The organism is Desulfitobacterium sp. LBE, assembly GCF_007830365.1.
Taxonomy (GTDB): Bacteria; Bacillota; Desulfitobacteriia; order Desulfitobacteriales; family Desulfitobacteriaceae; genus Desulfitobacterium; species Desulfitobacterium hafniense.
In genome coordinates this window covers 577,954-590,014 of the sequence record NZ_VLKD01000001.1, presented here as the reverse complement: position 1 = coordinate 590,014, position 12,061 = coordinate 577,954, and the positions used below count along the sequence as shown (strand labels likewise).

The 12,061-nt window shown below is 47.7% G+C and carries 11 protein-coding genes; 1 reads left to right on the top strand and 10 read right to left on the bottom strand.

Annotated elements, in window-relative coordinates; all coding sequences use genetic code 11:
• Positions 1-9: 9 nt before the first annotated feature.
• Positions 10-783, bottom strand: a complete 774-nt coding sequence (locus DESLBE_RS02795) for a DnaD domain protein (RefSeq protein WP_144675016.1) — start codon at positions 781-783, stop codon at positions 10-12.
• A gap of 205 nt (positions 784-988) precedes the next feature.
• Between DESLBE_RS02795 and DESLBE_RS02790 the strand changes: the two genes are divergently transcribed.
• Entirely contained in the window at positions 989-1,579 is a 591-nt protein-coding gene (locus DESLBE_RS02790) for an HD domain-containing protein (protein WP_144675015.1), read from the top strand.
• A gap of 13 nt (positions 1,580-1,592) precedes the next feature.
• Here DESLBE_RS02790 and DESLBE_RS02785 read toward each other — a convergent pair whose 3' ends face one another.
• From DESLBE_RS02785 to DESLBE_RS02745, 9 genes are all read right to left on the bottom strand, one after another.
• Positions 1,593-3,332 (bottom strand): MBL fold metallo-hydrolase, encoded by a 1,740-nt coding sequence (locus DESLBE_RS02785; RefSeq protein ID WP_144675014.1) that lies wholly within the window; start codon positions 3,330-3,332, stop codon positions 1,593-1,595.
• 56 nt (positions 3,333-3,388) lie between these two features.
• Entirely contained in the window at positions 3,389-4,027 is a 639-nt protein-coding gene (locus DESLBE_RS02780; RefSeq protein ID WP_015944228.1) for a response regulator transcription factor, read from the bottom strand.
• Entirely contained in the window at positions 4,024-5,205 is a 1,182-nt protein-coding gene (locus tag DESLBE_RS02775; protein ID WP_005811712.1) for a sensor histidine kinase, read from the bottom strand. The genes DESLBE_RS02780 and DESLBE_RS02775 overlap by 4 nt, the downstream gene beginning before the upstream one ends.
• Before the next feature lie 55 nt (positions 5,206-5,260).
• On the bottom strand, positions 5,261-6,622 hold the full coding sequence (locus DESLBE_RS02770; RefSeq protein WP_242831877.1) for a hypothetical protein: 1,362 nt from the start codon (positions 6,620-6,622) through the stop codon (positions 5,261-5,263).
• Between the two features lie 101 nt (positions 6,623-6,723).
• Complete coding sequence (locus DESLBE_RS26875; RefSeq protein WP_011459808.1) at positions 6,724-7,086, bottom strand: hypothetical protein; 363 nt, start codon at positions 7,084-7,086, stop codon at positions 6,724-6,726.
• A 397-nt stretch (positions 7,087-7,483) separates the two neighbouring features.
• Positions 7,484-8,311, bottom strand: coding sequence for a methyltetrahydrofolate cobalamin methyltransferase (locus DESLBE_RS02760; protein WP_144675013.1), 828 nt, complete (start codon positions 8,309-8,311; stop codon positions 7,484-7,486).
• 64 nt (positions 8,312-8,375) lie between these two features.
• Positions 8,376-9,344, bottom strand: coding sequence for an acetyl-CoA decarbonylase/synthase complex subunit delta (locus tag DESLBE_RS02755; protein WP_015944232.1), 969 nt, complete (start codon positions 9,342-9,344; stop codon positions 8,376-8,378).
• A 23-nt stretch (positions 9,345-9,367) separates the two neighbouring features.
• The gene (locus DESLBE_RS02750) at positions 9,368-10,123 is read right to left on the bottom strand and encodes an AAA family ATPase (protein ID WP_005811722.1); all 756 of its coding nucleotides are present in this window, start codon (positions 10,121-10,123) and stop codon (positions 9,368-9,370) included.
• Between the two features lie 21 nt (positions 10,124-10,144).
• A complete protein-coding gene (locus DESLBE_RS02745) occupies positions 10,145-12,061 on the bottom strand; it encodes an ASKHA domain-containing protein (protein ID WP_005811724.1) in 1,917 nt (638 codons plus the stop codon).

Here is a 12,061-nt window from a genome sequence, read left to right as displayed (position 1 = left end):
GCCATAAGCTTAGGAAAGGTAAAAATCCTCATACTTACCCGGAGATACTTTCCGGGCCGGCTGTTGCTGTGGAGTCTTTTTCCCTCGGGATTTTTCATGCTTTGCTTGGAAATAGGCATCATCGGCCTCAACCTCATGCAGAGTTCTTAATCCTTTCTTTTCCCACTCTCTCAAAATGGAGTCAATATAGCGGAAGTTGCGAATGCCGGCCATGACGCCGCGCTTAAAGGCGGCCAGAATGAGTTCTTCAGAGAATTTTGAGGCAATCCAGGTCTCGATGACCTCGCACTCTATCGAAGTCAGAGGGCGGCCTAATTCTTGCTCAAAGGTTTTGATGATCTGGCCAATGGTATTGGGAGAGGATAAGCTTTCCTGCTGGCCAAGACGCTCTTTCTGCAGACTCTGTTCCGCTTCATAGCGCTTCACTTGTTCAATGGCCCATCGTTCTGATAATTCATCGATAAGACCGACAAAGCTGTAGGACATGGTAGATTTCCCCGCTGCAGAATCCCATTGCTGCTCAAGAGAAAGATAATTGCATGCCATTAAATGAGCTATCATCTCCTCCACCCGGGTCACCTCAAGATTCATGCGCTGAGCTAAAAGCTGGGAAGAGGGATAGGGGTTGCTCCCGATTTCTCCCATAATTTGAATAATCAATAAGGCCTCGATATGGCTGATCTCCAGTTCAGAATAGTGATTCAGAAAATACTTAGGCACTCCTACTGTACCGGAAAAGAAAAGAGCTTGTACAAAGCTCCCAAAAACATTGGCTCTAGGCACGAAATTCACTCCTCAAGCGATTAATATAACCTATTACTACGAATTATCGAAACTTCTTCCTGATATTTGCCCTATTTAAGACAATAAGGCTGATGAGCGCGAAAAGATATAGGTAAAAAATACCATTACCTGCAAAATTATGAAGGACTCCATTGACTCTTTGGCGTATATATAATTATACAATTTTTAGGAGGTCGATATCAATATGGAGCAAAGAAAAGAACTTGTTCATATCATTAGTCAATCCGGTGCTCACCCCGCCTGGGGTTTAAAGCACTGCAACCGGGTCTACCTTCTGGCCAAAGAACTGTCCCAGCATCTGGATCTTGATGATGACATCCTCTTTTTTTCAGCCATGCTTCATGATACGGGAAGATATCCCGTCTATGCCTTAGCCAATGTGGACCATTCTCTTCGTTCCAAAGGGGTTGCCGCCAATATACTGCAACGGATGGCCTTTCCCAGCGATAAACTGCCCATTGTCCTGGAAGCTGTCGAATCTCACATGTACTATTCCGAGCCGGGCCGCAGCGACGAAGCCGTTTATCTAAGGGATTCGGATATTCTGGATAACCTGGGCAATATCGGTATCACCCGTCTATTCAGCTTGATCGGCCAGGATGAGTTGATCCGTACACCTGAAGATGCCTTGGAGCGGGCCAGAACCTTTGCTGAAGCCTTACCTAATAAGGTCTATACGAAAACGGGAAAACGGCTGGCAGTAAAACGCCGAGAGGAGATCTTAAGATTCCTCTCCGGCATCAAGAAACAAACTGCTGAGTTTGTGAATTTATAGGCTGCTTATCGCCCTACTTCTTTTTCTTGTTGTCCATATCGTCCAGCCAGCGGGTGATGGTATCGATAACAGCTAAGGTATGCTCCAGATTATTCGACCGCCTTCCGTTATCCACCAGAACCTTTAAACGATGGCGAAGCCGCTGCATTGCCCTATTAATCTGGGCCTGAGTAATCTTAGCCTGACCGGATTTTCCCCTGCTTAAGGTCGGAAGCTGAGCTACTTCTGCTCCGCCATGAGCCATAGCCTGCCTGGTTTCTGAGGCTTGTCGGGCTTCCGCCTCGATGACCTGCAGCCAGGGTTTTGACGGCGGATAGGGGATAACTTCCCTGTTCCTAATTTCCAATGCTTCGCCCAACTGAGGAATCCAGGGGATTTTCCCAAACTTCTCTTGAATCTTCTGGGCAAAGGTTTTTTGGACATCAGGTTCACCGTGGACTAAGATAATATTTTCGGCATCCTCACCCAGACAGGACAACCATTCCAGGAGCTGGGGCTGATCGGCATGGGCTGATAGACCTTCCATGCGGCGGATATTGGCGCGCACAGCCACCTTTTCCCCATGAATGGTTACCTCTTTGGCTCCTTCAATAATTCTCCGCCCCAACGTTCCCTGGGCTTGGTAGCCGACAAATAAAACGGTGGCATTTTCCCGCCATAGGTTATATTTGAGATGATACTTAATCCGCCCGGCGTCAGCCATACCGCTGGCGGCAATGATGATGGCGCCCCCCTGAATAGAGTTGATGGCCATGGAATCTTCGCTGGTTAAGCTATAATGAACATTGGGTATCAATAAGGGGTGCTCACCCCTTTGGATCATATCCAAAGTCTCCTGATCGAAATTCTGAGGATTTTCCTGAAAAATCTTGGTCGCGGCGATGGCCAAGGGACTATCCACATAAATAGGCATCACCGGAATCTCGTTTTCAGTCTGCAGTTTACGTATATAAAACAAAAGGTCTTGCGTACGTTCGATAGCAAAAGCCGGGATGACAAGGTTTCCCCCTGCTTGGTGAGCCTCGCGAATGATTTCGGCTAAATGCTGAATGCGATTGGCCCTGTTCTCATGCTGGCGATCCCCATAAGTTGTTTCGACAATGACAATGTCTCCGCCGCAAATAATCCGGGGATTCTCAATAAAGGGCTGCTCGGAATTCCCCACATCCCCGGAGAACACAAGGGTCTTCTCCAGTTCACCTTCCTTGACTGTCATTTGGACAAATGCCGAACCCAGGATATGGCCCGCATCGTGAAAGGTAAAGCTTATCTCCGGAGAAAGCTGAGTGCTTTGATCATATTGAGCCGGTGTGAAGAATTTAAGGGAATCCTGAGCATCTTGGGCAGTATAAATGGGGGTTAGCAAATCCTGACTGGCCCGTTTCAGCTTGCGGTTTTTGCGCTCAACTTCCATCTCTTGAATATGACCGCTGTCCGGGAGCATCACCGAACACAATTTAATGGTTTCCGGGGTGGCATAAATTTTTCCCTGAAACCCATATTTGATAAGCTTCGGAATTAAGCCCGAATGATCCGTATGAGCGTGGGTCAGGATCACGGCATTAAGTTCCGCGGGATTATAGGGAAAATCACCATAATTCAGCTCTTTCAAGGCTTTTGAGCCTTGAAAAAGTCCACAATCGATCAGGACTCGATAGCCTCCGGATTCAACCAGATAAGATGATCCGGTGACGACTTGAGCGGCTCCATAGAAATATAGTTTCATGAAATCCTCCTGTTTTAAAGCAAGCATTCACCCCGATCGCGTTTGCAGAGCTGACTTTGCTTTATGAACGTTCAATCCGGAGCTTAATCCAGTTGAACAAGTTTAAGTTTCACTGCTTTGAGCGCAGCTTGGGTGCGATCCTCCACCGCCAGTTTGCGAAAAATACTGGAAAGATGATTTTTGACGGTTTTTTCACTGATGAATAAGGCCTGTCCAATCTCACGATTGGATGACCCCTTAACCACATAAGTTAGGATTTGCAGTTCTCTGTCACTTAATCCACAGGTATCCCTGTTCTGGGTAGGATGAACAAGCTGCCCCAGCAATTTACCGGTGACTGCAGGTGAAAGAATCGGCTGGCCCGAATGAACTTTGCGAATGGAATCGATCAAGGTCTTGGGATCCACATCTTTCAACAGATAGCCTGCAACCCCCAATTGAAGAACCTGAAATACTTTTTCATCGGAATCATCCACAGTCAGCACCAGAATGCCAATCGTCTCGTTTTCACGGCGAATGACACGACAGGCTTCCAAACCATTTACCCCAGGCATATTTAAATCCATTAATAAAATATCAAAATCCAAGGTGCGTGAAACATTAATCGCACCTTGGCCGTCTCCTACTTCACAGACAACTTGGATTCCTTCTTCAAATTCAAGAATTCGTCTTAATCCCTCACGAAGGAGCGGATGATCATCTGCGATAACGACTCTTATCATTCCCATCCCTCCTCATAATTCGGCACAATGAGCTTCACCGTAGTCCCTTTCTTAGGAATTGAGGTAAGGATCATTTGGCCATTGAACATCTCAATTCTCTCTTTCATCCCTACCAGCCCAAAGTGGTCACCGGGATTGGCAAATGCCTCCTCCACATTGAATCCGATCCCCCGATCCGTGATTTGAATCTGAATTTGGCATTCCTCATACTCGATAAGGACCCTGGCCCAATCAGCACGGGCATGCTTGGCGATATTTGTCAATCCCTCCTGAAGGGAACGGAATAAGGCTACCTCCACTGCCGGCAATAAACGTCTCTCTTTGCCGATCACTTTAAAATCACAGGTCAAATGATAGGTTTCCTGAAATGTCATGAGATACTTTTCCAGGGCAGAAATAAACCCATGATTGTCCAGCGCAATGGGGCGCAGGTCAAAAATAATCCGTCGAATATCCTGCAGATTTGAACGGACCAATCCTTTAAGATCCGTGATCTCTGCTCGCACTCGAGTAGGATCCAGTGCGAGCAGTTTTTCAGCAATTTCTAAGCGTAAAACAATATTGGCCAGATTTTGAGCCGGTCCATCATGAATCTCCCGGGCAACCCGACGTCGTTCTTCATCTTGAGCCCTGATGATCTTTTGGGCAATTTCCTGCCGGTGTTCGGGATTATTGTTTTGACTCAGTTCAGAAATTCCACCATGCAAAAGATTGATCGCCATGGTTACCTGATTGAGTAAGTTTTCGGCTCGCTCGATAGTCTTCTCCATCTGGATCAGAGAACGTTCGATTTCATCCCGCCGTGCCCGCAATTGCATCTCCTTGGATTGCATCAGTTGAAGCTGAACCTGGACATCCTTCGTTTCAGTATAAGATTTTATCATCTCTTGCTCAGAATGATTGCCAAATTCTCTGCTTACTTCCATTAAGCGTTGACGGAGCCGGCGCTCTAATTTTTGGTATTTATCCACCTCGGCAATGGTATAGACAATTTCTTCCTTGAGCTGAGCCAGCTCTTGAATAAGCCGCTGGGTTTCTGCACGTGTCGTTTCTGCTATGTAGAAAATCTCTTCTTTGCTTGTCTCAATAGCTTTTAAAGTGTTGCTCATTATGAGACCCAATCGGTCTGCCACTCTCGTCCCTCTCTTCACCACAATACTCTTGGTAGTATTCGACATGATTTCTGTAATCTCCTACTAATTTTGAGCAAAAGTGGTGCTGAAATTCAATCTTTTAACGCAGTACGCGTCGAATTTCCCGTTCTAAACGCCGTGGGTACATTAAATCCTCCTGACTGCAAGCAAAGACCTTATAGCCTTGTTTTTTCATTTTTACATTTATCTCTTTTGTAAGGCCGTCGTCTAAAGACGGGTCATCCTCTGATATCACCCGAATGAGTATATTATCTATTTTAGCAAAAAAGCTATATTCATCAACCGAGACATTCCATTGAATCGCTGCATCTCCACAGAGATGCTTGAGAACTTGAGCAAGAGCTTTACCGCTCTGAGGAATTTCCTGGGGCGCGGCTGCAGGTTTGACTGCCGGCTCAATCACAGCCCGATTATTTTTCTTTTTATTGGCATTAAAGCGAAATGGATCCCTGGCCGGCGGCACACCATGACTTTTCACGGGTTCATTTTCTCTTGGCAGGGCGGTCAAAACACTTAGAGCCGGCACGGCTTCTTCGTGAACCTCATCCTTTGAGTTAAGTTTCAGGTTTTCCAGAGATTGGGTATAGACCGAAGTATATTCATCAATGACACTATGAGATTCCAGCAAGAGCTGCTTTAAGGACTCGTCAATGAGTTCATGAAGGGATTTGGCGATAGGATCTGTCAGGGGTTCGCCGATCACTTCGTCGATTGCATCATCGATACCTTTGTCCATTTCGTCCGGGTCTGGGGCCGGGGCTGGGCTTGGGTTTGAGTTTGGACTAAAGCCAAGCTCATTTGAACCTGATTTATTTTTAATATCCTCACTCAATTCTTGATCCAGAGGTTCCTGCTTCATAAGCTCTTTCTTCTCATCAACCTCGGTGTAAGTGGGAGGGGGTTCTGTATTCGTCGCCGGTCCCTTGTTAAGAGGCTCTTTAGGACTCAGAGTTTGTGGTGAATCCGTAGTTTTCAACACATGCTGCTTAAGTGAAAAAAAGGAATCCAATTCCTTCGTTTGTGCTCCCCCGCCATTAAGGGGCACCTTGGAGCTGGGCACAGTGATACCTTCCGCCTGACTGCCCAGGACCCTTAAATGAGCCAGCGGCTGGGGAAAATACTCCGGTTCCTGCATTTCTACGTTTTGTAGTCCTGCGCTGATCATATCATTCATAAGCCGGTAAAAATCAGGAAAATTCTCTATGACCCGATGGTCCGGTAATCTCTGTTCCACCAATTGGCGAATCCCATCCATGAGCACTTCTTTCGGTAGATCGAGCATCTCCTGAAATGATGATGCGATTTTTTCAATGGCCTGCCTGCCTTGATGAAATTCACCATCAGCTTCGTTTCCCGATAACAGATTCACAGTAAGTAATTTTTCCACGAATAAGTCGATCCATTCTCGAATTTCTTGATCCTCTTTGAAAAAGGCTTCCAAGATTGTCCACCTCCGCATACATCTTTTCCATGATAGCTATGCGGTTTGGCGGCAGAGTATGTCTGTTTTTGGGCTGAAAGATGGGGGGTTAAGCGGATTCTTTAAGCCGAGTCTCCAGGAGCCGAAAATGATTCTCCAGGATTTTGCTTTACACCGGTCGCTCCATAAGCTGCGCGGACAAAACTAACGCGAAAAACACTCCGCTCCGTCGGGACGCCGGCCAAATCGCTCCTGCTCAATGGCCGGTTGGAAACGTCCTGTTTCCAACCCGACTCCGCTGCGTGCTTTTCGCGAAGTTTTGTCTCCGCTCGCTTAAATTCGCTTCCTATCGTAAAGCAAAATCCTTGGGCTGCTTTGCGGGTCTGAATGAGCGGGGCGTTGTGAGAACGTTGGGCAAGGCGCCTGATCTGAGACGCTTTTCCGTCTTTATCGGCGCCGCTTGCGGCGGCATGGCCGGCTAGCATGGGAAAGGCCCTGAAGATAACCCTCAAAAATGCTCACAAGATTCCCAAAAGCAGTGCTAAAGAGACCCGCAAGGCGTAGCTTTACGTACAAAAGGGAACGGATTTAGCGGAGGAGCGGTCGGGTCAACAAAGCTTTCTTAACGTAGCGCAGCCACGGTTCACATGCAGAAAGCAGCGGGGTTTGGCGTAGCTGTTAAGAAAAGCGAGTTGACCAGCTCTGGAGCTACGGAGTACGTGAGTCTCCGATCAAGAAACCTTCCAGTGGAAGGTTTCAGGAGATCACGCCCGAAGGTACGTTGTGCGTAAAGCTACGCAACCCGAGCAACACCTTTCATCCACCAGTGATGCCGTCTATACCGCCTGAAAACCCAATGGCGCACACAAAGGAGAGCCCTGCTCACCTTAACAAAGTGAGTGGGCTCTCCGAGGCATGCCGCTGACGGAAAACCTTCAAATAGGAATCGGCATAGATGCTCTTATTTAAGAGGATTTGACCGGTTGCAGCTACGTCAACCAAATCGTCATCGTTGGCATCCATAATCGCCGCATCGAGGCCGGCAGCCATAGCCATGGCCAGATAGGTGCGATTGATCAGATGGCGGTCCGGAGATTTCTGGGACACGTTGGAAAGGCCCAGAACGGTTTTCGGGGCTGGGTTGGACAGGGTTTTGACCATTCTGATGGCTTCCAAAACCTCAGGTGCGTGCTCTTGGGCAACATTACAAGGCAGGATCAGGGGGTCAATATAGAGTTCATCGGTAGGTAAACCGAATTCATCCGCTGCAGCCACCAATTCCATGGCAAAAACAATGCGGTTTTCGGCATCTTTGGGAATCCCTACTTTATCCATGGTCAAACCGATTAACGATGCATTATATTGGACAGCCATGGGGAAAACCCGCTCAATCTTGTCACGCTCGGCAGGAACTGAATTGATCATGCCAGGGCGTTTGAGATGCTTTAAACCGGCTTCAATAGCATCATAGTTCGTGGAATCCAGGCACAGAGGCAGGTTGGAGACTTCTTGAATAACCTTAACCATCCACTCATAGGCTTCAGGACGCTCCTCTTTGGGAACTGCCGGACCGGAGTTAACGTCAAGGTAATGGGCTCCGCCTTCTTCCTGTTTCAATGCCCAATGTTGAAGGGGCTTGGCATCCTTATTGCGAAGAGCGTCTCCGATATCCTTAAACATTCCATTAATCCGTTCACCAATAATAATCAATTGAGCCACATCCTTTCATATTTAAGAGATAATCCCTGTCGGCCGGATAGATCGACACTTCCGATTAGGCATTCATCTCCATGAGATCAGCTATATTCTGTTGAACCAGTTTAACGGCTGCAGGGTTTCTCATTAAGAGAATGCTGGCACCGACTTGCAAAAGCCCGGCCGCTGTTAAAGCTTCCCAGAGGATTGCTCTATCGTTCAGATCTCCCCAGCCTGGGAACTCTTCTTCAGCGGCATTGGCTTCTTTAGCACGGTTTGCTTCATAACCTACTGTACAAATCATCGGCATAGACAGCATCTTATCATTGGCTAAGGATCCTAACCGTGCCCGTTCCATGATCGAGTAAGCATACTCAATACCATACCCCAAACCGCCGATCATAGGGTCAATCACGATACGGTTCAGGGGCAGGCCCATTTCCGAGATTAAGATATTCAGCTGCTTGCAAATGTTAATGTCCAGCGGTGAACGGGCGATAAGATTATGCTTATGCACCATGGCGGCTGCGGTAATGGATTTGTAATTATCTTGTTCAGCGATACCGATTAAAAGATTCTCACCTGAAGTAGCTTCGGCGACTGCAGCCAATACTTCATTATCCTTTTCCGGATCTTCGCACCCAGCAACGATTAAAGGAACACCAACCGCGGCTAAGACATCCTTCACCACTTTAGCGCATTCTTCAGGGCTGCGATTCTCACCTTCCGGATTAGCTCCGATCAGTTTGAGATAGATCATATCGGCATTGTATTCTTCAACGCATTTCTTGGCCCAAGCTACAGGATCATTGATCACATCACCATATTGACTTTTGACAATATCGTTCCATGCGGGAGGAACATCGGTGACTTCCAGGGCGATAGCGGCACGATTCTCCACTTTTCCTTCAAAATGAAGAAACGGCAGGGTGGAGTCTCCACCTACTTTAACAACAGAAGTACGGGTGCCACCTTCCGCAGCGGTTGCACCGATAACTACTTCTCCAACTTTACTTTGGTATCTTTCTTTGACGAGGGCTACGGCCATTTGAACCTCTCTCCTCTCTAGTTTCATTTAAAGGCTTTTTTCATAATCTTTTCTACTGCTTGAACGGCAAGGGAGTCATCCGGCAAAGTATAGAGCGGACGCCCCTCCAAGTCATGGGTCACTACCATAGGATCAAGGGGAATATCGCCGATCAATTGCAGACCGGTTTTTTCAATCTCTCCTGATAAAGAATCCAGGCTTCCCTCTGTGGTTTTCGTCACTACCAGGTACACCTCATCGACCGCAGAGCGCAACCCTTTAATCAGTTCGTAGACTCTCCCCGCCGAACGAATCCCTCGTGCGGAAGAATCACTGATGACGAACATCACGTCCACACGGGGAATGGTTCTCCTGCTGATATGCTCAAGACCCGCTTCGGTATCCACTGTCACATAATCATAATTGTCGCCCAGGGTCTCCAGATACTTTCTGAGCAGGTCGTTGGGATAGCAATAACAGCCGGGACCCTGGGGCCCTCCCATAACCAGTAAATCAATATCCTGAGACTCAATGAGGCTTTGTTGGAGTTTGTATTCCACAAAGACATCCTTGGGCATCCCTGTGGGAATGGCCTTGGGATTCTTCGTATCTTCGAGAAGTTCGGAAATCGTTGCTGTGACCTCGAGGCCAAGAGCTTCATTCAAGTTGGCATTGGGGTCTGCATCCACCGCTAGAATGGATTTACTCTGCAATCCTTTGACCATTTGACGCAGTAAAAGAGCTGTGAAGGTTGTTTTGCCTACTCCTCCTTTACCTGCAACTGCAACATATTTTGTCATGATTCTTCCCTCCAATGCTTCCTAAAATGTTCCTTCTACAGAAGGAAATAACGATAAATCAGTATGGGGCAGGAACAAGGCCGATACAAACTCATCCATAAAAGTGGTGCCAATGGACAGTTCAATATAGGTCATCTTGCGGGCAAGATCGGCAGCCTCGTTCCAAGCCTTCTGCGAAAGCAAGGCAAGACGTGCCCCTTTAACAGAAGAATTGCCTATGAACTCAAACTTTTCCTGAGGCAGGTCGGGAAGCAGGCCTATTTCTACCGAATCGTGAACATTGAGGTAATTGCCGAAGCCGCCCCCAATGACGATTCGCTCGATCATATCAATTTCCAGGGCCACTGTTTGCAGCAATGAACGAATCCCTGCATAGATCGCCCCTTTAGCCCGAATCAGATTCTTCACATCATTTTCGGAAATGACAATGTCCTTATCTCCCCCTGCCTGATGGGCCCAAGCCAAAACAAACTCTTTATCATCCTCGGTGGCACGAATCCGCGCCGATTGGGAAGGATGTTCCAATTGGAAGTTTCCGGCACGATCGATAATTCCTGCCTTGCGCAGCTTGGCCAGGCAATCCACTAATCCCGAGCCGCAGATGCCAACAGGAGCAATCTTGCCGACCACTTTCAGCTTGACATCAAGGCTTTCCGGATCAATGTCCACCCGCTCAATAGCACCGGGCATAGCTCTCATGCCAAAGAGAATTCCTCCTCCTTCAAAACACGGTCCGGCCGAGCAGGCACAAGAAACAAGCCAATCCTTATTCCCCAGCACTATCTCCCCATTGGTTCCGATATCGATAAATAAAATAATCTCATCGGAGTTGGCCATATCTGTGGCTAAAGCACCGGAAACGATATCTCCGCCCACATAACTGGCCACTGAAGGATAGGTATGAATGAGTGCCTCAGGAAGAAGTCTAAGCCCTATTTCCCGCGCTGATACCGCCGGTGTGGAATTGACGGTTGGGATGTAGGGTTCTAAGCGAATATAACGGGGGTTGATGCCTAAGAAGAGCTGCGACATGGTCGTATTGCCGGCGATCACCGCACTGGCTATATCCTGGCTGGTCAGGCTTTGCCGCTCAAGTATTCCATCAATAAGGGCATTGACGGTATCCACTACGGCTTTTTGAATCTCAGCCATGTTCTCCTTACTATCAACCGCATAGACAATCCGCGAAATGACATCATCCCCAAATTGGGCTTGCTTATTGTAGGAGCCTTGTTTATCCACGATTTCTCCGCTATCCAGATCGACCAAGTAGACAACCACGGTGGTGGTACCCACATCAATTGCCAAACCATAGCACGGGCGGTCATTGGCAGGCTCCACATGGAGCACAGTGTACCCTAATTCTAAATCCGTTAAAATAACGGATAGGTCCCAATGTGCCTGACGCAAGGTTTCCGGCAAAGTTTGCAATACGGATAAGGGAATGGTCAAAGGTTTATCGGATTGAAGCACCCGCTTTAACTCAAGGGACAAACGAGCCCAGTCGCCGGCATTATCCGTTAGGGTAGGTTCAGAGCAACGAATATTGACCTTGCGGGCCAGGGGATGATACCCATAATAAGTTAACAGATCTTTACTGGTTTCTGTGAGCAGCGCTGCATTGGCATTCTCAAGAAGAACCTGATGTGCTTGTAGGCGTGATTCCGGTGGGACCTCAACGGTCAGATCCCCTTCAACAAAGGTGTGGCAGCTTAAACGCACCCCACGGCTCAGTTGTTCCGGAGATAAATTTCCCGTTCTTTCACTTTTGGCTTCACCGGATATCACCGTAACTTTACAGGCACCACAGGTACCTTTGCCGCCGCAGCTGGATTTTATAAAAATACCTGCCTGAGAAGCTGCTTTGAGCAGGGAGGTTCCTTTTTCCACCTCAATCACTTGCTGATCCGGCATAAATTTAACCTGGTATTTCTCCAT

Bases quoted from the DNA above. Each gene is read 5' to 3' on its own strand.
- DESLBE_RS02790 (WP_144675015.1), top strand. From the start codon at position 989: ATGGAGCAAAGAAAAGAACTTGTTCATATCATTAGTCAATCCGGTGCT.
- DESLBE_RS02785 (WP_144675014.1), bottom strand. From the start codon at position 3,332: ATGCTTGCTTTAAAACAGGAGGATTTCATGAAACTATATTTCTATGGA.
- DESLBE_RS02780 (WP_015944228.1), bottom strand. From the start codon at position 4,027: ATGATAAGAGTCGTTATCGCAGATGATCATCCGCTCCTTCGTGAGGGA.
- DESLBE_RS02775 (WP_005811712.1), bottom strand. From the start codon at position 5,205: ATGTCGAATACTACCAAGAGTATTGTGGTGAAGAGAGGGACGAGAGTG.
- DESLBE_RS26875 (WP_011459808.1), bottom strand. From the start codon at position 7,086: ATGCTAGCCGGCCATGCCGCCGCAAGCGGCGCCGATAAAGACGGAAAA.
- DESLBE_RS02755 (WP_015944232.1), bottom strand. From the start codon at position 9,344: ATGGCCGTAGCCCTCGTCAAAGAAAGATACCAAAGTAAAGTTGGAGAA.
- DESLBE_RS02750 (WP_005811722.1), bottom strand. From the start codon at position 10,123: ATGACAAAATATGTTGCAGTTGCAGGTAAAGGAGGAGTAGGCAAAACA.
- DESLBE_RS02745 (WP_005811724.1), bottom strand. From the start codon at position 12,061: ATGGAGAAATACCAGGTTAAATTTATGCCGGATCAGCAAGTGATTGAG.